We start from the raw sequence: 23763 nt of genomic DNA, 5'->3' as shown, positions 1-23763 counted from the left end.
GGCCTTCACTACTACCTCCCGTCTCGGGCCGCTGCACCCCTGCATGCGGCGCCTCGGGGTTCAGAGTGCCCGCTCTGAACCCCGCGAAACGGGCCGTGCGCTTACTCGTACTGCAGTGCGGTCAACACATTCAGCCGCGAGGCCCGGCGGGCGGGCATGACGGCGGCCGCGACACCCGCGAGCACCGCGACCAGCGTGAAGCCGATCAGCGACGTGAACGGGATCGCGAACGCGAGGTGCCACTTGAACATCACCAGGGCGGCGAGAGCCGTGCCGAGGCCGAGGCCGAGCGCCGCGCCGATCAGCGCGGTGATGATGCTCTCGTGGCGGATCATGCGGCGGGCCTGCTTCGGCGACATGCCGATGGCCCGCAGCATCCCGATCTCGCGGGTGCGTTCGAAGACGGACAACACGAGCGTGTTGACCATCCCGAACAGGCTGACGAGCACCGAGAAGCCGAGCAGCACGTAGAGCATCGCCAGCATGCTGGCCATCCCCGCCGCCGAGTCCTTGGCGAACGCGCTACCGACGTGGAACTTCGCTCCGCCGATGTCCGCGGTCGCGCGCTTGATCGCGCCGCCGGCGCTCTTCGGCGCGGCCAGGAACGTGAGGCTGTTCTTCGGCGTCGTGAAGCCGCTGTCGAACGCCGCGACGGTCATGGTGACGTCGCCGATGAGCTCGGTCTTCGCCTTGTGGATGCCGCGCACCACGAGGGTGCGCTTCTCGCCCGTCGGCAGCGTCAGCGCCAGCGACTTGCCGAGCACGAGGTGCTGCTCGTCCGCGTAGCCGTTCGACACGATCGCGCCGTCGTCGCCGAGCTTGGCGAGCGACCCCGCCTGCCACTTGAAGCGGTAGAAGCGCCCGATCGTCGCCGGGTCGACGCCCGTCACGGTGCGTTCCTTGCCGTTCACCAGAGCGCGGTCGGAGCGCACATGCGACGCACCCGTCACACCCGCCACGGCGGCGACCTTGTCCGCCCCGTCGGCGCGGAACGGCAGCCCCTCGGGCGTGTCGAGCACGTAGTCCGCGTGGACCTCGTCCTTGATCGCCGCCGTGGTGGACTTGCCGAAGCTCCCGCCCACCGTCGCCACGAGCGTGACGAGCGTGATGCCGATCATCAGCGCGGCCGCGGTCGAGGCGGTGCGCCCCGGGTTGCGGACCGCGTTGGCGCCGGCGAGTTCACCCGCGGCGCCGCGGGCACGCGCCGGGCCACCGACGAATCGCGCCAGCGGGACCACGAGCCGCGGCGCGAGCAGCGCCATGCCGGCGAACAGCAGCAGCACGCCGCCGCCCAGCAGGCCCGCACCGGCACCCACGCTCAACCCGCCGAACAGACCGCCCGCCACCGCGGCGGTGGCCAGGGCGACGACGCCGAGACCCGCCTTGAACGCGTGCGGGGCGAACTTCGACTGCGGGAGCGTCGCTCCCTCGCGGACCGCCGCGATCGGCGGCACGCGGGTCGCCCGCCGCGCCGGCAGGATGCTGGCCACGACGGTGACCACCGTGCCGAGCACGATCGAGAGGATGATCGTGCGCGGAGCGATGACCGTCGCCGCTTCGGGCAACTCGACGCCCAGCGCGGCGAACAGCGCGACCAGGCCCTTGGCGAGCCCGATCCCGGCCAGCAGGCCGAGCACCGAGGCCAGCAGGCCGATGACGAAGCCCTCGGCGATCACCGAGCGCATGACCTGCTTGCGCGACCCGCCGAGCGTGCGCAGCGTGGCGAACTCACGCGTCCGCTGGGCGACCGTGATCGAGAGGGTGTTGAAGATCACGAACGCGCCCACGAGCAGCGACAGCGCGCCGAAGCCGAGCAGGAAGTACTTCAGGATCGACATCGAGCTGTTGAGCTCGTCGGCGTCGTCGGCCGCCTGCTTCTCCGAGTCCTTGACCTCCAGGGTCGCGGGGACGAGCGGCTTGACGGCGCGCACGAGCTCAGCCGCGGTGACGCCCTTGGCGGCCGCGAGCGAGATCGAGTCGAAGCCGTCTTCGCGCCGCAGCACCTTCTGGGCGGTCTCCAGGTCCCAGGCGGCGATGCTGGCGAAGCCGAGCGAGTCGACGTCGCCGTAGGACACGACGCCGGTCAGCCGGTAGGTGTGCTTGACGCCGAACGACGACACGGTGATCGGATCGCCGAGCTTGTAGTGCTGCTTGGAGACCGTCCCGGCGTCGACGACGACCTGGTCCGGGCCCTGCGCCCACTTGCCGGACTTCAGCCGCAGCGGGCTGAACTCGGGGTGGTCGAGGTCGACGCTGCCACCCACGCTTTCACGGGCGACCTTCTTGCCGTTGCCGCCGATGATGTCGGCCGCGTCGGTCTCGTCCGGAGTCACGCTGCCGGACGCGGCCTTGACCTCGGGCAGGTCGCGCACCTTGCCCAGGAGGGCGGCGGGGATCGTGACGTGTCCAGAGGTGGAGTCCTTGACGATCTCCTTGGTCGAGATGACGGCGTCGGTCTTGTCGTAGGTGGCAGTGAAGAGTCCGTCGAAGGACTTCTGCATCGTGTCGGTGAGGATGTAGGTGCCGCTGACCATCGAGATGCCGATGACCACGGCGAGCGCCGTGAGCAGCGCGCGGACCTTGCGGCCCGCCAGACCCTTGAGGGCGACGGCGATCATCGTCCGCTGACCTCTTCCAGCGTCGCGAGGATCTCGTGGGCCGAGGACGGGCCGAGGTCGCGCACGATGTCGCCGTCGGCGAGGAACAGCACGCGATCGGCGATCGCCGCGGCGTGCGCGTCATGGGTGACCATGACGGTCGTCTGGCCGAGCATGTCGACGGCATCGCGCAGGAGGGCGAGGATCTCGCCGCTGGTGCGGGAATCGAGGTTGCCGGTCGGTTCGTCGGCGAACATCACGCTCGGCCGCGAGACGAGGGCGCGGGCCACGGCGACGCGCTGCTGCTGGCCGCCGGAGAGCTCGCTCGGGCGATGGTTCAGGCGGGCGGTGAGACCGACGCTGTCGACCACCCGCTGCACCCACGCCGCGTCGGGCTTGGAGCCCGCCAGCTTGAGCGGCAGCACGATGTTCTCCTCCGCGGTGAGCATCGGGAGCAGGTTGAAGAACTGGAAGATGAAGCCGATGTGGTCGCGTCGCAACTGCGTGAGCGCGGTGTCGTCGAGACCGCCGATGTCCACGCCGGCGACCGAGACCTCGCCGCTGGTGGGCGAGTCGAGGCCGGCGAGGATGTGCATGAGCGTCGACTTGCCGGAGCCCGACGGACCCATGACGGCGGTCAGGCGGCCGCGCGCGATGTCGACGGACACGCCGCGCAGGGCGTGCACGGCGGTGTCGCCGTCGCCGTAGCGGCGGACGAGGTCGCGGGCGCTGACGACGGCTTCGGGGGGAGCGATGATGGCGGTCATGGGGAGTTCTCTCCTGGTTCGGGTGACCAGGTGAAGGTCTCATCCAGCCCGTCGCGCGGTGAGGGTGCTCGCTGGCGTCCAGGGGTTCCTGAAACGCCCCCGGCTTAGGCCGGTTTAGGCCGCAGGTACGTCAGCACCGCGAGGATCCGGCGGTTGTCGCTCTCGCCCGCCGGCAGCCCGAGCTTGTCGAAGATCGACGTCACGTGCTTCTGCACGGCGCGCTCGCTGACGCCGAGCGACTCCCCCACGCCCTTGTTCGAGCGGCCCTCGGCGACGAGCGCGAGCACCTCGCGCTCGCGGTCGGTCAGCGCGGCCAGCGGGCCGGTGTCGGTGCGCGCGCCGAGCAGCTGCGTGACGACCCGCGGATCCAGCGCACACCCGCCCTCGGCCACCCGGCGCAGGGTCGACGCGAAGTCCTCGAGGTCCGTCACCCGGTCCTTGAGGAGGTAGCCGAGGCCCTCGGGGCGCTCGGCGAGGATCTTCAGCGCGGTGCCCGCCTCGACGGACTGCGAGAGGATCACGATCCCCATCCGCGGGTGGCGCTCGCGGATCTCGTTGGCCGCGCGCAGGCCCTCGTCGGTGTGGGTGGGCGGCATCCGGACGTCGACGATCGCCACCTCGGGCACGTGCTCGTCCACCACCGTGAGCAGCTCCTCGGCGTCGCCCGCCTCCCCCACGACCTCGATGTCCGCGCGCCGTAGCAGCGACGCGATGCCTTCGCGCATCAGCAGGTTGTCATCGGCGATCACGACGCGCATGCGGCCGACTCTACGCGACCCCGGCGGCGATCAGCTGCTCCCAGATCACGGCCTGATCGACCACCTCGACCTCGAACTTCTCCGCCTTGGTCAGTTTGCTCGCGCCGACGTCGGCGCCGGTGATCAGCATGTCGGTGCTGGCCGAGACCGAGGACGCGCTGGTCGCGCCGGCCTTCTCGACGAGGCGCGTGAACGTGGGGCGCGGGACCTTCTCGCCGGAGCGCGGGTCGCTGATCGAGCCGGTGATGACCACGGTCTTGCCGGCCAGCGGCGCGTCGGTGGCGACGACCGGCGGGAGGTCCTCGTCGCGCACGTCGAGCGACACGCCGCGCTCGCGCAGGCGCTCCAGCTCGGGCCGCAGGCGGGTGAGGTGCTCGGTCAGCGAGGCGGCGACCTTCGGCCCGATGTCCTCGACGGCGACGAGCTTCTCCTCGCCCGCGTCGGCGACGTCCTCCAGCGAGTTGAAACCGGAGCGGCACAGGCGCGCGGCCGTGCCTTCGCTGGCCATCGGGATCGCCAGCCCGATCAGCGCCCGCCGCAGCCCGACGTTCTTGGACGCCTCGATCGACTCGACCATGCGCTCGGCCGAGACCTCGCCGATGCGCTCGAACTCGAGCAGGCGCTCCTTGGTCAGGTCGTAGAAGTCCGACGGACGCTCCAGGTCCCCCGACTCCGCCAGCCGCTCGATCCAGACGGGGCCGACGGCCTCGATGTCGGCGGCTGCGCGGCTGGCCCAGTGGATCAGCCGCCGCACCGTCTGGGCGGGGCAGGCGACGTTGGTGCAGAACAGCTCGCGGCTGTTGCCCTGCTCGGTCAGCGGCTGACCGCACGACGGGCACTCGCTCGGCGGGACGATCTCCCGCTCCTCCCCGGTGCGCTTGGACGCGTCGAGCACGCCCGCGACGAACGGGATCACGTCGCCGGCGCGGCGCACCAGCACGGTGTCGCCGATCTTGATGCCGCGGGCGCGGATGACCTCCTGGTTGGCGAGCGTCGCGCGCGTGACCGTGGTCCCGCCCACGAAGACCGGCTCGAGCCACGCCACCGGCGCGATCTTCCCCGTCTTGCCGACGTCCCAGACGACGTCGGCCAGCACGGTCGTCTTCTCCTCCGCGGCGAACTTGAACGCGAGCGCGCCGCGGGGCGAGTTCGCGCGGGTGCCGGCGGCGGCGAAGGCGCCTCGGTCGGCGAGCCGGAGCACCGCGCCGTCGAGGTCGTAGTCGAGCTCGTTGCGTTCGGCCTCAATCGTGGAGATGACCTCCTGGGCCGCCGCGGCGTCATCGGTGTGGCGCATGTCGGCGGCGTCGAAGCCGAGCGTCTTCAGGCCGGCTTCGAGGTCCGCGTGGGCGCCCTCGGAGGCGTCGAGGTCGAAGGCGAAGAAGTGCAGCCGGCGCTCCTTGACCGCCTCCGGGTCCTTGGCCCGGACGGTGCCCGCGGCGGCGTTGCGCGGGTTGATCAGCGGCTTGTCGGGGTGCGCCTCGTTGTACTTGAGGAAGGTCGAGCGCAGCATCACGGCCTCGCCGCGCACCTCGATCCGTCCGGGAGCGTCGACCTGCTCCGGCACGCCGTCGGCGAGCGCGCGGACGAGCATCGTCACGTCGTCGCCGGTCGTCCCGTCCCCGCGGGTGATCGCCCGCGCCAGCCGCCCGCCCTCGTAGACGAGCGCCAGCGACAGCCCGTCGAGCTTGGGCATCACCACCACCGGCTGGCCGGGGAAGCGGTCGAAGAAGGCCTCGACCTGCTCGGGCTTGGTCGCCTTCTCGAGCGAGAGCATCGGCCGCGAGTGCCGGATCGGCGCGTGCAGCACCGACGGCGCGCCGACCTGCTCGAGCGGGTTGGGATCGGGCGCGAGCTCCGGGTTGGCGTCGATCAGCGCGCGCAGCTCGTCCTCGATCGCGTCGTACTCGGCGTCCGCCACCGAGGGCGAGCCGCGGTAGTAGGAGTCGCGCAGTGCGGTGATCTGGTCGGCGAGGTCTTGAATCCGGTCCTTGGCGCTCACGCCCCTAACGCTACGCACACCACCGGTCATCCAGCGCCCACGCGAACAGCTGGGGCAGCGGCGAGACGCGCCGCCCCTTGTCGAAATCGCGGTCGCGCAGCGGCGAGTTCGCCCGGTGCGAGTCCGCGGCGAGCACGATCGGCCCGCAGCGGTCCGCGGCCAGCGCCTGGTGATCGCCGAGGAGGTCGCCCGTGGGCGAGCGCGGCGCGCCGATCGCGGGGTCCCACGAGTCATGCGACAACCGTCGCTGCTCCCAGGTGTCTCCGCCGTCGTCCGAGGACGCCAGCCATTCGTCGGCGAACGTGCCGGACGGATCGAGCCGGCGATCGAGGAAGAAGACGTGGACGCGACGTCCGTCGACCGCCACGCTCGGCTGGAACTGGTCGGCGCCGCCCGGCTCGGCGCCGACGCTGACGGGTTCGCCCCAGTCGCCGGCGGACGATCGCACGAGCTGGATGTCCGCCTGACCGCCGACGTCGGCGGCGTAGGCCAGGTAGAGCCCGGAGCCCCCGTTGGCGAGCGAGAGCAGCTCGACGTTGCGGAACCCATCGCCGCGGAAGTGCTCCGGGAGCGGCTTGAAACGCGCCACGCGCACCGGCGGTTGGGCACCGCTCGCCACCCACGCCGCGTCGAGGCCTGAGCCGTCGAGCGTCCCGGCGAGCGTGTCCACCCACGCGACGCTGAACACGCCGCGGCGCGCCGCGACCGCCACGCCGCCGACGTACGGTCCGTAGGGGACGCCGGGGGCCGTCGCGGGCGTCACCGGCTGCGCCTCGTCCCACGTCACGCCGCGGTCGTCAGAGCGCCGGCACAGCACCGCTTGGCGGGTGTAGGCGCCGAGGTCGGCCGTCCGCACCCAACACGCGATCACGCGGCGGCCTGTGGCGGCGAGCACCGGTCGCTCGTCGACGGAGCCCGGCGGCGGCGCGGAGAGCGCGACCGGCGGCGCCCACGTACGGCCGCGCGCGGCGTCCTGCGCGGTGGGACGTGCCCAGCGGCGCAGCACGACCGCGGCTGCCTCGTCAGTGACGAGGAGCGCGTCGCGCCTGGAGAACGCGAGCGAGGGATTCGCGCCCGTCGACAGCGCACCGAGGCGCTGCCAGCGCTCGCCGCGATCGAAGGACACGGCGGTGGCGACGCGACTGGAATACACCGCGGGATCGCCGAACACGCGGTAGGCGGCGACGACCGTCTCGCCCCGCAGCGCCACCGCCGGCTGCGACGCCGCACCGGCGTTCGTCTCGCTCACCACGCTCTCCTGGCTCCCGCGCGGGCGGTCGACGTCGGGCACGACGCCGGCGCGCGGCGCCAGCGTCGCGGTGCCCGCGAACCCGCTCGCGCCGGTGGCGAAGGAGACCGCGGCCACGAGGTAGCTGCCAGTCGCGGCCGGGAGATCGACGGTCTCGTCGGCGCCCACGCCGGTGGACACCGCGGCGAGCTGCCCTGCCACCCCGAACGCGTCGCTGCGATAGACGTAGAGATCGACGTCCGGCGTGCCCGCGTCGACGCTCGCCGTCCTCAGCGAGAGCGTCCCGGAGCCGTCCACGTGCACGAGCGTCGTGTCGCACACGTCGGCGTCGGTCGCGCCGCACGGTGCCAGCGTGGCGGGATCGAACAGCGCCGACGCGAGCGCGGCCCGCCCTTGCCAGGCCGCGGTGGCCGCGGCGCTGACGGTCAGCTCGCGATCGGCGGCCGGTGCCGAAGGCGTGAGCGTGAGGGCGACCAGCGCGGACGTGGAAACGCCCGCGGCAAGCCGCCAGACCAGGCCCCGCGGGGCCCGAGCCGGTGACGCTGGCATGACGCGGTCCTTTCTCTTCGACGGCCGCTCGGCGACCGCGATCGCACGGTAACCCCGCTCCGAGCCGCCCCGCAAGGGCTGCCGCCAAAGATCAGGGGCGACCTCTGATGCGAATCGTGTTCGCCGCGTGAACACTCCGCAGCGTGCCTGGTTCCCTCACCCGCCGGCAGCTGCTGATCCGCACCGGCGGCGCGTCCGTGGCGCTCGCCTGTTTCGGCGTGCTGCCCGGGGGTGCCGTCGCGGACTCGGTCGCGCTGACGCCGGCCCGCGCCGCGACCTACGCCGCGCTGCTGGACGCCATCGACGCCGACCCGGCCTATGCGCTCGGGCAGCGCGAGCACCTCGTCGCGGGCTTCGCCGACGCATACGTCACCGATGAGTCGGTGCGCCGCTACGCGGATCCCGTCCTCGACGCCCTGGCACCGCTGTCGTCGCTGCCTCCGCACGAGGCCCACGCGGCGTTGGCGGATCTCGACGGACGCGTCAAACCCGATGCCCTCTCCCTCGCGGCGCTCGCGTTCGACCTGCCCGAGGACACCCACACCATCGTCTTCACGGTCTGAGCTGATGAGCACGTATCTGCGCAAGTGCATCGACATCGCCCCGACGGCGGTCATCACCCCCGTCCCGATGGTCGCCAACGACTACCGCAGCCTCCGGCAGGCGGCCTGGTGGCCGGCGTTGCGGGCCACGACAAGCCACCTCCGGCTCTGGGCCGACTGGCCGTCGCTGCAGCGGGTCGCCGGCGAGGCTCCGGGATTCGGGATTCAGGCCGCCGACTCGCTCGCGTCGCTCGACGCGCAGGTCGACGCCGCGGTCGCGGACGGCCTGAAGCTGATCATGCTGCCGTATCGCTATCCGCGCTGGGCGAACGGGACGGAGGGCATTCCGCCCGGGCCGAGCGACTACGACTTCGAGCCGTGGGACCGGCACGCCCGGTATGCGCAATACCTCGCCTTCCTCGCGGGCGACCGTCCGAATCAGACATGGAAGGACTTCAAGTACCGGATGCCGTCCGACGGTTTCGGGCCGGACAGTCAGTGGGGCCGCTTCGTCGCGTGGCTGTGGGAACGCTATGCCGACCAGCTGGCCGCGTTCGAGGTGGTCAACGAGCCGAACCTGCAGATCTGGCCGCAGCGCAGCCCGGTCGAGACCGACGAGCTCGGCGCCAGATGGGGCACGGCGGGTACGCATCTCGTGATCACGCCCGCGGTCGCGGAGATGATGCTCACGGTCGACTCGATCGCGCGCGCACATCCCGGCCCGCTGCTCCTCGCCCCGTCGACGTCCGACAGCGACACCGCCGACGTCCCGCGGAGCACGACGATCTCCCACAGGAACCCGTACGCCGCCTCCTCCGACCCGTTCGTCGAGTCGCTGCTGGGGCAGCTCGACCAGCGCGGGTTCGTCGCCGATGACCGCTGGATCTGGTCGTTCCACAACTATGCCGACATCGAGCGCAAGCAGCAGCACGTCGTCTATCTGCGGCGCGTCCTGGCGGAGCGCGGGTGGGCCGGTCGCCGGCTCGACGGCGGCCCTGAGCTCTGGTCCACCGAGGGCGGCTGCAGGATCAACGCGATGATCACGCGCTTCCGGCCTGCTCTCGGCGGGCGTGACGCGACGGCCGACGAGCAGCGGGTCTACCAGGGCCAGGTGCTCGCGGAAGCCATCGCGCGCCACCACTATGCGAAGGGTGCCGGCGCGGGCATCGGGATGCTCACGCAATACACGACCTACGCCGACCTCAACTTCAACAGCGGCCTGCTGGAGGCGGCGGGCCAAGGCGGGGCGGGCCGGCCCGCGCTGACCGCATGGAGCGCGGTGCCGGAGTACATCGCGGCGCCCATGCAACGCGCCGCCTGGCGCCCGCAGCCCTAGCCCGGCTGGAGCACGCCCGCGAGCTCGCGGCGTGAGCGGATCCCGAGCTTGGCGTAGGTGTGGCTGAGCTCGGTCTCGACGGTCTTGACGGTCACGACGAGCGTCCGGGCGATCTCGCGGTTGGCGAGCCCGCGGGCCGCCAGCAGCGCGACGCGCAGCTCAGCCGGCGTCAGCGCGTCGCGGCCGGATTGCGCGAGCCGGCGCGGGCGTGCGCCGCTGGCGAGGAGTTCCTCGCGGGCGCGCCGTACGAGCGCGACGGCCCCGCAGCGCACCGCCAGGTCGAGCGCCTCGCGCAGCGGCTCGCGGGCCGCACGGCGTGCGCGTTCGCGCCGCAGGCTCGCGCCCAGGTCACACAGCGCGTGCGCGTACTCGAGCCGGGCTTCGCTCGGCGCGAGCACCTGGACGGCCGCCAGGCAGCGGTCGGTGCGCTCGCCGACCGGACCGACCGTGGCGAGCGCTCGCAGTGCGCGCCCGATCGCGCGCGGCGCGCCGAAGCGCGTGGCGAGTGCGTGCTCGCAGCGGGCGAGCTCCTCGGCATCCGGCGCTTGGGCGAGGGCGGCAGCCGAGCGCCAGGGGATCAACGCAGGGCCCGCGATGACGTCGCGTGCCAGCTCGCGGCCGACCTCGAGCAGGTCGTCGAGCGCACCGTGGGCCTCGTGACGGGCGATCCGCAGCCGTCCGCGGGCGTAACGCAGCTCGGGCGTGCTCGCGTCGCAGAGCGCCGCCGCTTCGTCGAGCCGGTCGAGCTCGAGCATGGTGAGGGCCAGGACCGCACGCGCCGGGAAGCCGACGGCGGTCTCGCCGCCGGAACCGAGCGCGGTCGTCGCGTGCTCGACCGCGGCCTCCAACTCGCCGGCCCGCAGCGCGACGGTCGCGAGCCCGGCCTCCGCCCGCGCGAGTCCGCACAGCGACCCGAGTCGTCGCGCGTGAGCCAGCGCCCGGTCGAGGTGCCGGCGGGCGAGCGCGAGCTCGTCGGACCACGTCAGCGCCGCGCAGGCCGAGAAGTAGGCGGGGGATTCGGGGTCGAGCGCGTCGCCTGCCAGTGCGCGGGTGGCGAGTGCGACCGCGGTCTGCGCACTCGCGGCCGTGCACGCCGCCTCCGCGGCCCAGCACGCCATCAGCGCGCGGCCCTCGCTCGCGCGAGGCGACGGGTCTTCTCGTGCGGAGGCGTCCGCCAGCCGTGCCGCCGCCGACCTGCCGTGGCCCGGGATCAAGCGCGCGCCGGCGTGCAGCTCGGCGGGGTCGGCGTCGCGGAGCGCGAGCGCTTCAGCCGCACGCCCATGCGTCAGGAGCGCGCGGGCGAGCGCGCTCGTCGTCGCGGCCCGCGGGGCGCCGTGCTCCAGCGCGGCTTCCAGCTGCTCGATCTCGTCGTCGCTCGCGAGCCTCCGCTGGGCCTCGGCAAGCGCCGTCAGCAGCGCTCCGCGGTCACCCGCGCCTTCACGGTCGGCACGACGTAAGAGCGCTGCCGCTTCGTCTGGCCGGCCCCGCTCGAGAGCGCGGCGCGCCGCGGACGCGAGCGTCTCGGCCACCCATGCGTCGGCCGAGGGCTCACTGCGCAGCAGGTGGTGGATCACTCGGGCCGGACGCACCGCTCCACGCGCCGCGCGGGAGTGCCAGAGGGCGCGGCGGGCGGGCGGGATGTCGTCATAGAGCGCTCGCGCGAGCAGCGGCGGCGCGATCGCCAGCGCATCCTCGCCCACGAGCAGCCCGGCGACGCGCAGACGATCGGCGGCCGCCGCGGCGTGGTCCGGGCCGAGGCCGGCGAGCGTCGCCGCCTCGTGCAGCGTCGCCGCGGGCCCGAGCAAGGCGATCGCGCGGGCCAACCTGCGCGCGCCGCGCGGGAGCGACCTCAGCCGTCGCTGCAGGAAGCGAGCGACGCCGGGAGGCACCGCCTCCGCACCGTGTCGTCCGTTGGCGGTCGCCGCGGCGACCTCGCACACCAGCAGCGGGTGGCCGCCGGTGGCGAGATGGCAGGCACGCGCGGCGGCCGCGTCGACGACCTGCCCGAGCGCGACGTGCAACAGCGCGGCGACGGCACGCTCGCTGAACGGCCGCAGGGGCAGCACGACGGCGTCCTCGAATCGCGTCGCCGCACCGGCGAGCACGATCGCGACTCCGACGCGGCCGAACCGCCGTGCCGCGAACGCGAGCCAGTCGAGTGACTCGGCGTCGCAGAACTCGATGTCGTCGACCGCGACCAGGACCGGCGCCCGGCGCGCGAGCGCGCGGTTGAGCTCGAGCGACGTCTCGTAGCCGGTGGCCGCCGACGCGTCGGACGGGAGCAGCCGGCGAGCGAGCGCGAAGGCGAAGCGACGCTCACGCTCCTCCCCACGCGCTGAGAGGACCGTCAGGCCCTCGGCGCGGGCGCGCGCTCGGGTACGGTCCATCAGCGTGGTCCGCCCGCTGCCGGGCGGTCCGGAGATCAGCAGCCGGCGCGAGCAGCCGGCACGCGCCATGCGGATGGCCCTCTCGATCGCGGCCAGCTCCCCGGCGCGCTCCAGCAGCAGGTCAGCCATGAGGATCTGATGACCACAACGATCCTGCTCAGGAGAGGTTGCGCGATCAGGATGTGATCGGTCCGGTCGTGGCGGGACCACGACCGGACGCGACCGATCTGCCTACTTCCGGCGGATCTCGTAGACCGTGCCCTGCGTGTTGGACACGACGTAGAGCGTGCCGTCTGGGCTCTCGCGCAGATCCGGCGTGACGCCGAAGTTCTCGCCGAAGAGCAGCGACTCGCTCTCGGTGATCTCGTACTTGCCCAGGTTGTCGGCGACGCGGTCCTTCAGGCGCTTGTCGTCGACCTCGACCTTCTTGCGGTTGTCGGAGATCTTCAGGCGGAAGAGGTTGCCGTTGCGCAGCGCGCCGCGGGCGGAGCCGACGAACAGGTCACCCTTGTAGTCCTTGCCCAGCTCCTTGGTGGAGAGGAAGTCGATGCCGCCGGGGGCGACCTCGTACTTCCAGGCCATCTCGGGATCGGAGAACTCCGAGCCGGGGAGCTTGTACAGGCGCTGGTAGGCCTCCCAGGGCGTGTCGGCGATGTTGATCGGGTCCCAGCGGATCTGCTGGAGGCCGTAGTAGCCGGCGGGCGCGTTCGGATCGGGCGGGTTGGGCACGCGGGTCGTCTCGATCGCCTTGAACTCGGCGACGCGCTCCAGTGGGCCCATCACCTGCACCCATCCGGAGTTGAAGCCCGGCTCGGCGCGGTTGATCTCGCTGAACGAGTCGTCGCCGTTCTCCTGCTCCCACAGGTCCCCGCTGAACGGGTCGAACGCCATGCCGAACGAGTTGCGAATCCCGTAGGCGTAGATCTTCTTGAGGTTCGCGCCGACCTGGCCGCCGCGCTCGGCGCCGACCCGGTAGAACGGGTTGTCGCGCGGCGCCGTGCCATCCGGATTCAGGCGCAGGATCACGCCGGTGAGGTGGTCGTTGACCGGGTCCGGCCCGCCGAACTGATCGTCCGGGATGCCCTCGCCGAACGGGCCGTCGAACAGGTTCTGCAGCTGGCCGCGGCGGCCGCGGTCGCCCGCGATCAGGTAGATCTTGCCGTCGGGACCGACGCGCAGGACACCGCCGTTGTGGTTGGCGCGCAGCGGCTGGCCCTCGTCGGCCTGGTAGGCGCGCTGGCGGTGCAGCGTCTTGTCGTAGGTCAGCGTGCTGCCGTTCCAGATGAAGCGGTCCAGGCGATTGCCGAGCAACGGCACGGTGTCCAGCGCGGTGCTGTCGGCGCCCGTCGTGCTCTCGCTCCAGAACAGGTAGACGAAGCCGTTGACCTTGAAGCTCTGGTCCAGTGCGATCCCGAGCAGCCCGCGCTCGGACGCGGAGTTGACCGCGAGGTCGAGCACGACCTCAGGCGCCGCGCCGTTCTTGATGCGTTTGACCTGGCCGGTCGACTTCTCCAGCACCAGGAAGTCGTGGTCCTTGAGGAACTCCAGCTGGACGGGTTGCGTGAGCCCCGACACGACCGTCCGCACTTCGAGCTTCGGATCGACCACCGAAGCCGGCGGCGTCTGCGCCACCGCTTGCCCCGCGAACACCAGCGCCCCGGCTACTGCCGTGGCTGAGACCACTGCTCTCATCCCTACCTCCCGAGTTGTTCAGAGACCCCCCATGTGTGCCTACGCAAGACCTTGCGCCGCGGTTCGATGCAAAACTCAGGCGCATGCTCGAGCGCCGGACGAAGATCGTGGCCACCCTTGGCCCAGCCACCGATGCCGATGGCGTGCTCGACCGGTTGGTGGCCGCCGGTCTGGACTGCGCGCGCCTGAACTGCTCGCACGGTGGGCCTGAGGATCTGCGCCGCCGCGCGGCCGAGGTGCGCGCGGTGGGTGAGCGAGCGGGGCGGGCGATCGGGCTGCTGTTCGATCTCCAGGGGCCGAAGCTGCGCCTGTCCGCGGCGACCGAGCCGCGCGCCGTGAAGGCCGGCGAGGAGGTCGTCTTCGGCCCGGACGGCGTCGTCGTCGATTTCGACAAGTTCCCCGCGCTGGTCACCGAGCGCTCGCAGGTGGTGATCGGCGACGGCGTGCCGCGGTTCGCCGTCGTGCGGGTCGACGGTCCCAACGTCGTCACGACGTGCGTCTCCCCCGGCCCGCTGTCCGCCCGCAAGGGCATCAACGTGACCTACGCGCGGCCCGAGCTGCCCGCGATCACCGAGAAGGACGTCGCCGACCTCGGGCTGGCGGCCGAGCTCGGCGCGGACTTCATCGCGCTCTCGTTCGTGCGCTCCGCCGGGGACATCGAGCAGCTGCGCTCGCTCGCGCTCGAGCTGGGCAGCGCGGCCAAGCTGATCGCCAAGATCGAGAAGATCGAGGCCTACGAGGCGCTCGACGACATCATCGCCGTCTCCGACGGCCTGATGGTCGCGCGCGGCGACTACGGCGTCGAGGCGGGCGTGGCGCGGGTGCCGCTGATGCAGAAGGACACGATCCGCCGCGCCACCCAGGCCGGCAAGTTCGTGATCACCGCGACCCAGATGCTCGAGTCGATGATCCAGAACTCCGAGCCGACGCGCGCCGAGGCGACCGACGTCGCCAACGCCGTGATCGACGGCACGTCGGCCGTGATGCTCTCGGCCGAGACGAGCGTCGGCACCTACCCGGTCGAGTCGGTGATGGCGATGGCGGAGATCGCGTCGGCCGCGGAGGAGGCGCCGGCGATCCATGGCCGCGCCCGCAAGACCGTGCCGGACACCGTCGGCGAGGCGATCATGCGCTCGGCGGTCGAGCTGGCCGAGCAGCTCAGCGCGGCGGCGCTGATCGTGCCGTCCTCCACCGGCGGGGCGGCGCGGGCGTGCGCGAAGTACCGCAAGCGCTGCCCGATCATCGCCCTCGCCCACCAGCCGGGCGTCGCGAACCAGCTCACGCTCGAGTGGGGCGTCTACCCGACCGACATGCCCACGGCGGTCACCGTGGACGAGATGATCGACCTCGCGCTGGTCACGGCGCGGGACTTCGCGGGGCTCGAGACGGGCGCGCGGGTGGTCCTGACCGCGGGCCGCCGCACCGGCACACCCGGCGCGACCAACCTCGTGATGGTGCGGGAGATTCCCTAACGAAGCTTGACGGTCTTGGTCACGGTGCGGCCGGCTTGCGTCACCTTGATCGTCAGCTTCTTGCCCTTGCGGGCCAGCTTGCGCCCGGCCTTGGTGAGCTTGACCTTGACCGTGACCTGACCGGCGCGCGTCGCGGTGGCGGAGCCGCCGCCGACCTTCTTGCCGCCGACGGTCATGACCACGGTGACCTTGCCCGCCGCGCCCACGGTGACCTTCAGCGGCAGACCCGCCTTCAGGGCCTTCGCGGTCACCTTCGCCGGTAGCGCGAGCGCCGGCTGGGAGATCGTCATCGGGGGCGCCATGCCGCCCTGCGCCGGCGCGGATGCCGGGGCGGTCACCGGCGGGGCCGGCGCGGGCGGGAGGAACGGGGTCACATCGCCGCCGCCGATCGAGGCGCTCGTCCCGCCCGCGGCGATCACGACCGGCGGTGACGTCAGGTCGCACGGGTCGTTCGCCGACGTGGGGGTGCCGGCGACCTTCAGGCCCCCGCCGTCGGTCCACGCGACAGAGCGCCCGTCCTGGGAGAGCGAGACGTCTTTGGCGAGGCCCGTCGACGGCAGGAAGCAGTCCACCGCCCCGGTGGGCCCCTGGTCGAAGCCGTTGATCGAGAGCACGGCGATCTTGCCGACCGTCTGCGTCCCGCCCTGCCACCGCTCGCCCTCGAGCGCGGCGACGTTGCCGCTGGCGGCGATGTCCGTCCGGCGCACCTCGAGCCCCGTCGCGGAGACGTCCAGCCACGGCTCGAAGTCGTCGCCGTACGTCGTCGCGGGATCCTGGACGGTGATCGTCGTGCTGTCGGAGCGGGCGATCACGCGGGTGCCGAACAGGCTCGGCTCCTCCTGACCGGAGATGCTGATCGGCGGCAGCGGGCTGCTGCTCACCGGGCGCACGTACGTTCCGCGGCCATAGCTGATCGGGCAGCAGAAGCCGCTGTTGGAGTACCCGTAGACCATGTGCGCCCCGTCGGGGGTGACGTCGAAGCCGAGCGGATAGACGACGACCGCCCAGCCGCCGGGATAGTTCAGCGGGCCCTCGACCGTCGACGTCCCGTCCGGCTCCCAGACCTTGAACCACGAGAACCCCGCGTTGCGACCCGGGAAGTTGCGGACGGCGACGATCCGCCCGCGGTCGGAGGCGGCCACGGCCAGCCACTTCTCGGTCTCGCCGGCCGAGTTGACCACGGGCGCGGCCAGTCGCGCCTTCGCGGCCCCGTCCAACGACGACACCCAGACCTCTCCGTTCTCGATGTAGGCCACCGAGGAGGCTTCCGCGGCCGCGGGCACGGCGAGCAGAAAGGAGAGCAGAATGAGCACGATCCGCATCCGTGGAGCTAACACGGTTCAGCCGTCCGGTGTCCTACTCGTTGGCTCAGGCTCATAGGCTGTCGGCCGTGCCGTCCTCCTTCGAGCAAGCCGCACGACGTGTCCTGGCGCGCGCCGACGAGCTCGCGACCTACACGGAGGAGCCCGGCCAGATCACGCGCCCGCTCGCCACGCGGGCGATGGCCGGCGCGCGGGCGCGGGTGCGCGAGTGGATGCAGGCCGCGGGCCTGGAGACCCGCGTCGACGCGATCGGGAACCTCGCGGGGCGCCGCGGGAATGCGCGGTTGGTCATCGGCTCGCACCTGGACTCGGTGGCCGACGCCGGACGCTACGACGGCATCCTCGGCATCCTGATCGGTCTCGAGGTCGCCGCGGCGACGGACCTCCCGATCGAGGTGGTCGCCTTCGCCGACGAGGACGGGCTGCGCTTCCAGAGCATCTACCTCGGCAGCCGCAGCTTCGTGGGGGAGCTGACGCCGCAGGAACTGGCGCTGCGTGACACCAACGGCATCACCCTGCGCGAAGCCATCACTGACGAGCCCGGTCCGCCGCTGTATGACCCGCGCACCGAGGCGTACTTCGAGGTCCACATCGAACAGGGTCCGGTGCTCGAGGCCGAAGGCCTGGCGCTCGGCGTCGTGACCGCAATCGCGGGGCAGAGCCGCTTCAACCTCGCGTTCAACGGTCACGCCGGCCACGCCGGGACGACGCCGATGCACCTGCGCCGCGACGCCGCCGCCGCGGCCGCCGAGTTCGTGCTCGCCGCCGAGCGGATCGCGCTCGACGAACCCGGTCTGGTCGCGACCGTCGGCGAGTTCAAGGTCCCCCGCGGCGCGGTCAACGTGATCCCGGGCCGCGCGGACGTCACGCTCGACATCCGCCATCAGGACGACGGCGTGCGCGAGGACGCCGTCGCCCGCCTGCGCGCGGAGACCGAGGAGATCACCCAGCGCCGCGCCGTCCCGGTCACCTGGTCGACGATCTCCCACCAGCCGGCGACCCTGTGCACGCCCGCGCTCGTCGAGCAGGTCGCGGCGGCCGTCGAGGCGACGGGTCTGCGCGCGCGCCGCCTGCCGAGCGGCGCCGGGCATGACACGGTCACGATGGCGCGCGTCACCGACACCGCGATGCTCTTCGTGCGCTGCGCCGGCGGGATCAGCCATCACCCCGACGAGTCGGTCTCCGTGGACGATGTGGCGATGGCGATCGAAGCGGCAACCCACTTCGTCAGGGCGTCATGTTCGACCTGATCGTGCGGGGCGGGACGGTCGTGACGCCGTCGGGAGTGACGACCGCCGACGTGGGCGTGCTCGACGGCGCGATCGCGGCGGTCGAGCGAGAACTGGCGGGCGGCGCGCGTGAGGAACTGGACGCCGCTGGGCTGCACGTGTTCCCCGGCGGCCTGGACCCGCACGTGCACTTCAACGAACCCGGCCGCACCCACTGGGAAGGGCTCCAGACCGGCACGGCCGCGCTCGCGGCGGGCGGGTTCACGGCGTTCTTCGACATGCCGCTGAACTCGTCGCCGCCCGTGATCGACGGTGCGGCGTTCGACGCCAAGCTGCAGGCCGCCCGCGCGAGCGCCCGTGTGGACTACGGCTTCTGGGGCGGCCTCGTGCCCGGCAACGTCGAGCACCTCGCGGACCTCGCCGAGCGCGGCGCCGTCGGCTTCAAGGCCTTCATGTCCAACAGCGGGATCGACGAGTTCGCGCGCGCCGACGACGTCACGCTCTACGAGGGCATGGCCGAGTGCGCGCGGCTGGGCAAGCTCGTCGCCGTGCACGCCGAGAACGAGGCGCTGACGGCGCGGCCGAGCGGTTCAAGCGCCAGGGCGTTCATGGCGTCGCGGCCGATCGTCGCCGAGGTCGAGGCGATCGGCCGCGCGATCGCCTTCGCCGAGGACACCGGCTGCGCGTTGCACATCGTCCACGTCTCCAGCGCGCGCGGCGTCGCGCTGGTGGCTGAGGCGCGCACGCGGGGCGTCGACGTGACCTGCGAGACCTGCCCGCACTACCTGTGGCTCAGCCAGGACGACGTGGAGACGCTCGGCGCGGTCGCCAAGTGCGCGCCGCCGGTGCGGCCGGACGCCGAGCGCTCGAAGCTGTGGCAGCTCGTGAAGTCCGGCGCGGTGGACATGCTCACCTCCGACCACTCGCCCTCGTCCCCAGAGCTGAAGGCCGGCGACTTCGCCGGCGCCTGGGGCGGGATCGCCGGCTGCCAGACCACGCTCACGCTGCTGCTCAGCGAGCGCGATGGCCTCGCATTGGAGCAGGTGGCGCGGCTGGTCTCCGGCGGCGCCGCGCGCCGCTTCGGCATGCCGCGCAAGGGCCGGATCGAGGTGGGTGCGGACGCCGACCTGGCGCTGGTCGACCTCGGCGCCAAGTTCCGGTTGAGCGCCGACGACCTCCAGTACCGCCACAAGCTCTCCCCCTGGCTCGGGCGCCGCCTGCGCGCCCGCGTCACCCGCACGCTGCTGCGCGGCGCCGAGGCCTGGCCGGAGCCGAAGGCCGCGCCGCGCCTGCTGACGCCCTCGCTCTGAAAGGATCGCCGCCATGCTGACCGTCACCGCCGGCCCGTTCTCGTTCAAGGGCGTGCTGGAGACCGAGAAGGCGCCGAAGACCGTCGCGGCGTTCGAGCGCCTGCTGCCGTTTCACTCCAAGATCATCCACGTCCGCTGGAGCGGCGAGTCGGCGTGGATCCCGCTCGGCGACTTCGACATCGGCCTGGATGGCAAGCCGGAGAACGCGACGAGTCACCCCGCCCCCGGCCAGGTGCTCTGGTATCCCGGCGGGCTGAGCGAGACCGAGATCCTCTTCCCCTACGGCGGGACGCTGTTCGCGTCGATCGTCGGCCAACTCGCCGGTAACCACTTCTTGACCATCGTCGAGGGCGTTGACCAGTTGCGGCCCCTGGGTGAGCACGTACTGTGGAAGGGCGCGTTGGACATCGTGTTCGACCGGGAGTCCACATAGTGGAATCGGTGTTCTAGGCTGCGGGATATGCCGCAGCCTCGCGTCCAGTCGCTCGAGCGAGCGCTCGACCTGCTCGAGGCGCTCGCGGGCGCTGACGATCTGGGCGTCTCCGAGATCGCGGCGCAGACCGGGCTCGTGCCGAGTACCGCGCACCGCCTGCTCGGCACCCTCGTGGCCCGCGGGTACGCGTCGCAGAGCCCGACGACCGGCCGCTACCTGCTCGGCTACAAGCTGCTCGAGCTGACCAGCGGCGTCCAAGACCGGCTCGGCCGGCTCCGCAACGCCGCGCGGCCGCACCTGGAGGCGATCCAGGCCGAGACCGGCGAGACGACCAACCTCGTCGTGCTCGAAGGCCGGGACGTCGTCTACATCGAGTCGGTCTCCGGGACGCGCAGCGTGCGCCTGCACACCGAGGTCGGCCGCTCGATCCCCGCCCACACGTCAGGGGCCGGCAAGGCGCTGCTGGCCTGGCGCGACCCCGCCGACGTCGCGAGCCTGCTCGACGGCGCGCCGCTCGCGCCGTCCACGCCGCACACGCTGACGACGCTCGCCGCCCTGCAGGAGGACCTCGCGAAGATCCGCCGCCGCGGCTACTCGACCGACAACGAGGAGCACGAGCTGGGCGTCGCCTGCGTGGCGACGCCGGTGCTGGACCGCGCGGGCCGCCCGCTCGCCGCGATCAGCGTGTCCGGCCCGATCTCGCGCATCCTGCACGAGGAGACCCCGGACCTGGCGGGCCTCCTGCGCGAGCACGCCGAGGCGGTCAGCGCCGCGCTCGGCCAAGCCGCCTGACGGCGCGAGCGTCGAGTTTCGCCAGTACAACGCGAGAAAGTCGACGCTCGGCGCGCGAGCTCGACCGGCGCGACTCCGCGAGCGCGCGGCCCTGAACGCAGAAACGCGGCCCGAGGGCCGCGTCGAAGTCCTGCGTGGCGCGGGCGCGAAGCGCCCGCGCGCGAAGCCGTGCTACTCGGCCGGAGCCGGGATGACGCTGATGACGCGTCCCTTGCGGCCTTCGGTGAAGTCCACCTTGCCCGCGCTGCGGGCGTAGATCGTGTCGTCGCGGCCGATGCCGACGCCGTCGCCCGGCTTGAAGCGGGTGCCGCGCTGGCGCACGATGATCTCGCCGCCGGTCACGGTCTCGCCGGCGAACACCTTCACGCCGAGGCGCTTGGCGTTGGAGTCGCGGCCGTTGCGGGAGGAGCCGAGGCCCTTCTTATGTGCCATGAGAAGCCGTTACCCCTTCTACTCGGACCCGATGGAGGTCACGCGGATGCGCGTGAGCTCCTGACGGTGGCCGGTGCGGCGCTTGTAGCCGCGCTTGGGCTTGAACTTGAAGACGCGAAGCTTCGGCCCGCGCAGGTGCTCGACGATCTCGACCTTCACGAGGCCGGCCGCAAGGCCGTCACCCTCGAAGATGGGGTCGCCATCGCCGGCCAGCAGCAGCGGCTTGAGCTCCACGGTGGCGCCGACGTCGTCAGGCAGACGCTCGATCAGGAGGGTCTGGCCCTCGATGACGGAGTACTGCTTACCGCCGGTCTTGATGACTGCGTAGGACATAGTCGTAAGGAAAATTTTCAGTCGGAGACTTCGGCGTCGGCCTGAGCTTTCGCGCGCGAACGGCGCCGTCCACCTCTACGGCCACGGCGCCGAGGCCGAGAGGATAGCGCGTCGTCGTCGCCGTCCTCCTCGTCATCGCCGTCGATGTCCTCGTCGTCCTCGACCTCGGGAGCCTCGGCCTCGGGTTCCTCCTCCACGACCTTCCGCCGCGAGCGGCGCTTGGCGGCGGGCTTGGGCGTCTCGTCCTCTTCGGCCTCCGCGGCCACGGCCTCGTCGGCCGCGACCTCGGCCTCCGCCGGGCGCTTGCGCGCCCGGCCCTTGCGGGCGGGCGGAACCGGCGCGGGCTCCGGCGTCTCCTCGACCACGGCCTCGGGCGCCTCGGCGCCGTCGTCGGCGTCGACCGTCCGGCGGCGCGAGCGCCCACGCGGCTTCGGCACCGGCGCGTCCTCGGCTGCGGGCGCAACCGGCTCCTCCGCGACGACGACATCGATGTCGCGCGCCTCGACCGCGGCCGCGGCGTCCGGGTCACCCGAGCGGCGGCGACGACGGGAGCGCTTGCGCGGCGTCGCCACGGCCTCGTCGGCGTCGTCGAGACCCGCCGGAGCGGTCCCGGCCTCGATCGGCGAGTCGTCGGTCAGCGCGGCTGCGACCTCGGCGTCCGCGTCGCGCTCGCGGCGGCGCGCCGCGCCCTTCTTGGCCGCGGCCGAGCGCCGCGAGGCCTGCAGCGCCTTCTCGCGCGCCCCGGCCCGCTCCCGGGCGGCCTCCTCGGCGGCCTCGGCGTCCACGCCCACGAGCACCGCGCGGGCGATCGTGCGCCCCGCCTCCTCGATCCGGACGAGCTTCTTCTCGCCCACGAACGCGATGCCGTTGACGACGTCGATCAGGTAGCCGTCCACCTTGGCCACGGCGTCGTCGTCGTTGTACATGTGCGGTTCGACGAGGTGCACGTGCACTTCCTCGCCCGCCCGGAAGGGAACCGCGTGCTCCTCGATCTCCGCCCGCGTGCCCTCCATGGTCACCGCGAAGTAGTCCAGCGGCAGGCCGTCGGAGCCTTCGAAGTGGAAGTAGCGGCCGGTCTCGCCCTCGATCGCGTGCAGCTCGCGCGCACCGTCGGCGATGAACCACGCCGTGACCTTCGGATTGATCCGCAGCAGGTACGCCTCGGGTCCGCCGTCGCCGGCCTCGATGACCATGTGGCGCAGGTGCCGGGCGAACTCGATCGCGATCGTCTCCTCGGACTTGACCACGCCTTCGCCGCTGCACACCGGGCAGGGCTTGGTCATGATCTCGCGCACGCCGTCGGTGACGTTCTGGCGCGTCATCTCGACCAGGCCGAGCGGCGAGATCTCGACCACGAACGTCTTCGTGCGGTCCTCGTCAAGCGCCTTGCGCAGGACCTTCAGGACCGCGTCGCGGTTGCGCGAGCGGGCCATGTCGATGAAGTCGATGACGATGATGCCGCCGATGTCGCGCAGGCGCAGCTGGCGGACGACCTCCTCGGCGGCCTCGAGGTTGGTCTTGGTGATCGTGTCCTCGAGGCGCGCCGACTTGCCCTTGCCGGTGAACGAGCCGGTGTTGACGTCGATGACCGTCAGCGCCTCGGCGTAGTCGATCACGAGGTAGCCGCCCGAGGGCAGGTCCACGCGGCGCTCGAGCATCCCGTTGATGACGGGGTCGACGCCGTAGGCCTCAAAGAGCGGGCCGTCCTCGCCGTCGTAGAGCTCGACGCGGTCGACCAGCTCCGGCGCGGTGCGCGTGAAGAAGGACACCAGCCGGTGGTGGGCGAGCTCGTCGTCGACGATCGCCCGCTCGAAATGCTCGGAGAAGATGTCGCGTACGACGCGCACCGAGAGGTCCGCCTCCTGGAAGACGAGCGCCGGCGCCGCCGTGTCCTTGACCCGCTGCTCGAGGACGCCGTTGAGCTTGAACAGGTACTGCAGCTCGCGCTCGAAATCCGCTCGCGTGGCGCCGTGGGCTGCCGTACGGATGATCGCGCCGCCGCCGCCCAGATCGAGCTGCTTGGCCTCCTTGCGGAGCCGGTCGCGCTCCTTGTCCTCCAAGCGCCGCGAGACACCGACGCCCTCGCCGGTGGGCGCGTAGACCATGTAGCGCCCGGCGATCGTGAGCTCCATCGACAGGCGCGCGCCCTTGGTCTTCAAGGGGTCCTTGACGACTTGGACGACGATCTCCTGCCCGGGCTTGAGCAGATCGGTGATGCGCGGCCCGTTGCCGCGGCCGCGGCGGGCCTGCTCGACACCGGGGAGCACGATCTCGTCGACGTGCAGGAAGCCGTTCTTGTCGAGCCCGATGTCGACGAAGGCGGCCTCGAGGCCGGCCAGGACGTTGTCGACGCGCCCTTTGTAGATGTTTCCGACGATCGACCGCCCGCCACGGCGCTCGAAGTAGACCTCTGCTACGCGGTAACCGTCCGGGACGGTGTTGACCCGGCGGCGACCCCGCGAGCGTGAACGGGATTTGGTCGGGGCGGCCGGATCACCCGACGCCTCCAGCATGGCGACGCGGGTCTCGCCGCGGTCGACCGTCACGAGCACTTGCTTTCTCAA

General features: G+C 72.1%; 18 protein-coding genes. 7 read left to right on the top strand and 11 right to left on the bottom strand.

The window, feature by feature from the left end:
• Window positions 1–101 precede the first annotated feature (101 nt).
• From OM076_RS24440 to OM076_RS24420, 5 genes are all read right to left on the bottom strand, one after another.
• On the bottom strand, window positions 102–2618 hold the full coding sequence (locus tag OM076_RS24440) for an ABC transporter permease (protein ID WP_270042710.1): 2517 nt from the start codon (window positions 2616–2618) through the stop codon (window positions 102–104).
• Window positions 2615–3364 carry an ABC transporter ATP-binding protein gene (locus tag OM076_RS24435; RefSeq protein ID WP_270042709.1) on the bottom strand — a complete coding sequence of 250 codons (750 nt, stop codon included), beginning with the start codon at window positions 3362–3364 and terminating at the stop codon, window positions 2615–2617. The genes OM076_RS24440 and OM076_RS24435 overlap by 4 nt, the downstream gene beginning before the upstream one ends.
• Window positions 3365–3468: 104 nt before the next feature.
• Window positions 3469–4122 (bottom strand): response regulator transcription factor, encoded by a 654-nt coding sequence (locus OM076_RS24430; RefSeq protein ID WP_270042708.1) that lies wholly within the window; start codon window positions 4120–4122, stop codon window positions 3469–3471.
• Between the two features lie 10 nt (window positions 4123–4132).
• Entirely contained in the window at window positions 4133–6121 is a 1989-nt protein-coding gene (ligA, locus tag OM076_RS24425; protein WP_270042707.1) for an NAD-dependent DNA ligase LigA, read from the bottom strand.
• A 10-nt stretch (window positions 6122–6131) separates the two neighbouring features.
• Entirely contained in the window at window positions 6132–7919 is a 1788-nt protein-coding gene (locus OM076_RS24420; RefSeq protein WP_270042706.1) for a sialidase family protein, read from the bottom strand.
• Window positions 7920–8062: 143 nt separating this feature from the next.
• Between OM076_RS24420 and OM076_RS24415 the strand changes: the two genes are divergently transcribed.
• Window positions 8063–8482 (top strand): hypothetical protein, encoded by a 420-nt coding sequence (locus OM076_RS24415; RefSeq protein WP_270042705.1) that lies wholly within the window; start codon window positions 8063–8065, stop codon window positions 8480–8482.
• Between the two features lie 4 nt (window positions 8483–8486).
• A complete protein-coding gene (locus OM076_RS24410) occupies window positions 8487–9797 on the top strand; it encodes a cellulase family glycosylhydrolase (RefSeq protein ID WP_270042704.1) in 1311 nt (436 codons plus the stop codon).
• Here the strand turns inward: OM076_RS24410 and OM076_RS24405 are convergent.
• Together OM076_RS24405 and OM076_RS24400 are read right to left on the bottom strand one after the other, a co-directional pair.
• Window positions 9794–12313: an ATP-binding protein gene (locus OM076_RS24405; protein WP_270042703.1), complete on the bottom strand. Its 2520-nt coding sequence runs from the start codon at window positions 12311–12313 to the stop codon at window positions 9794–9796. The two genes, OM076_RS24410 and OM076_RS24405, sit on opposite strands and share 4 nt — an antisense overlap.
• 102 nt (window positions 12314–12415) lie before the next feature.
• Window positions 12416–13867, bottom strand: coding sequence for a PQQ-dependent sugar dehydrogenase (locus tag OM076_RS24400; protein ID WP_270042702.1), 1452 nt, complete (start codon window positions 13865–13867; stop codon window positions 12416–12418).
• A gap of 92 nt (window positions 13868–13959) precedes the next feature.
• On the opposite strand from OM076_RS24400, the gene pyk reads away from it, so the two are divergent.
• The gene (pyk, locus tag OM076_RS24395) at window positions 13960–15348 is read left to right on the top strand and encodes a pyruvate kinase (RefSeq protein ID WP_270042701.1); all 1389 of its coding nucleotides are present in this window, start codon (window positions 13960–13962) and stop codon (window positions 15346–15348) included.
• Here the strand turns inward: pyk and OM076_RS24390 are convergent.
• Window positions 15345–16661: a hypothetical protein gene (locus OM076_RS24390; RefSeq protein WP_270042700.1), complete on the bottom strand. Its 1317-nt coding sequence runs from the start codon at window positions 16659–16661 to the stop codon at window positions 15345–15347. The genes pyk and OM076_RS24390 overlap by 4 nt on opposite strands.
• A 77-nt stretch (window positions 16662–16738) precedes the next feature.
• Between OM076_RS24390 and OM076_RS24385 the strand changes: the two genes are divergently transcribed.
• From OM076_RS24385 to OM076_RS24370, 4 genes are read left to right on the top strand one after another with little or no spacing between them, the layout of a single operon-like run.
• On the top strand, window positions 16739–17920 hold the full coding sequence (locus tag OM076_RS24385) for a M20 family metallo-hydrolase (protein WP_270042699.1): 1182 nt from the start codon (window positions 16739–16741) through the stop codon (window positions 17918–17920).
• The gene (allB, locus tag OM076_RS24380) at window positions 17908–19209 is read left to right on the top strand and encodes an allantoinase AllB (protein ID WP_270042698.1); all 1302 of its coding nucleotides are present in this window, start codon (window positions 17908–17910) and stop codon (window positions 19207–19209) included. The genes OM076_RS24385 and allB overlap by 13 nt, the downstream gene beginning before the upstream one ends.
• 13 nt (window positions 19210–19222) lie before the next feature.
• Window positions 19223–19642, top strand: coding sequence for a DUF3830 family protein (locus tag OM076_RS24375; protein WP_270042697.1), 420 nt, complete (start codon window positions 19223–19225; stop codon window positions 19640–19642).
• A 27-nt stretch (window positions 19643–19669) separates the two neighbouring features.
• The gene (locus tag OM076_RS24370) at window positions 19670–20434 is read left to right on the top strand and encodes an IclR family transcriptional regulator (RefSeq protein ID WP_270042696.1); all 765 of its coding nucleotides are present in this window, start codon (window positions 19670–19672) and stop codon (window positions 20432–20434) included.
• A 171-nt stretch (window positions 20435–20605) separates the two neighbouring features.
• Here OM076_RS24370 and rpmA read toward each other — a convergent pair whose 3' ends face one another.
• The 3 genes from rpmA to OM076_RS24355 are packed head-to-tail and all read right to left on the bottom strand — an operon-like array spanning window position 20606 to window position 23763.
• Window positions 20606–20866, bottom strand: coding sequence for a 50S ribosomal protein L27 (rpmA, locus tag OM076_RS24365; protein ID WP_270042695.1), 261 nt, complete (start codon window positions 20864–20866; stop codon window positions 20606–20608).
• Window positions 20867–20884: 18 nt separating this feature from the next.
• Complete coding sequence (gene rplU / locus OM076_RS24360) at window positions 20885–21199, bottom strand: 50S ribosomal protein L21 (protein WP_270042694.1); 315 nt, start codon at window positions 21197–21199, stop codon at window positions 20885–20887.
• Between the two features lie 17 nt (window positions 21200–21216).
• Entirely contained in the window at window positions 21217–23763 is a 2547-nt protein-coding gene (locus tag OM076_RS24355; protein ID WP_270042693.1) for an Rne/Rng family ribonuclease, read from the bottom strand.

The organism is Solirubrobacter ginsenosidimutans, assembly GCF_027587205.1.
This window is presented reverse-complemented; position numbering and strand designations above follow the sequence as displayed.

Coding starts and splice junctions, on each gene's coding strand:
- OM076_RS24440 (WP_270042710.1), bottom strand. CDS start 2,618: ATGATCGCCGTCGCCCTCAAGGGTCTGGCGGGCCGCAAGGTCCGCGCG.
- OM076_RS24435 (WP_270042709.1), bottom strand. CDS start 3,364: ATGACCGCCATCATCGCTCCCCCCGAAGCCGTCGTCAGCGCCCGCGAC.
- OM076_RS24430 (WP_270042708.1), bottom strand. CDS start 4,122: ATGCGCGTCGTGATCGCCGATGACAACCTGCTGATGCGCGAAGGCATC.
- OM076_RS24420 (WP_270042706.1), bottom strand. CDS start 7,919: ATGCCAGCGTCACCGGCTCGGGCCCCGCGGGGCCTGGTCTGGCGGCTT.
- OM076_RS24410 (WP_270042704.1), top strand. CDS start 8,487: ATGAGCACGTATCTGCGCAAGTGCATCGACATCGCCCCGACGGCGGTC.
- OM076_RS24405 (WP_270042703.1), bottom strand. CDS start 12,313: ATGGCTGACCTGCTGCTGGAGCGCGCCGGGGAGCTGGCCGCGATCGAG.
- pyk (WP_270042701.1), top strand. CDS start 13,960: ATGCTCGAGCGCCGGACGAAGATCGTGGCCACCCTTGGCCCAGCCACC.
- allB (WP_270042698.1), top strand. CDS start 17,908: ATGTTCGACCTGATCGTGCGGGGCGGGACGGTCGTGACGCCGTCGGGA.
- OM076_RS24375 (WP_270042697.1), top strand. CDS start 19,223: ATGCTGACCGTCACCGCCGGCCCGTTCTCGTTCAAGGGCGTGCTGGAG.
- OM076_RS24370 (WP_270042696.1), top strand. CDS start 19,670: ATGCCGCAGCCTCGCGTCCAGTCGCTCGAGCGAGCGCTCGACCTGCTC.
- rpmA (WP_270042695.1), bottom strand. CDS start 20,866: ATGGCACATAAGAAGGGCCTCGGCTCCTCCCGCAACGGCCGCGACTCC.
- rplU (WP_270042694.1), bottom strand. CDS start 21,199: ATGTCCTACGCAGTCATCAAGACCGGCGGTAAGCAGTACTCCGTCATC.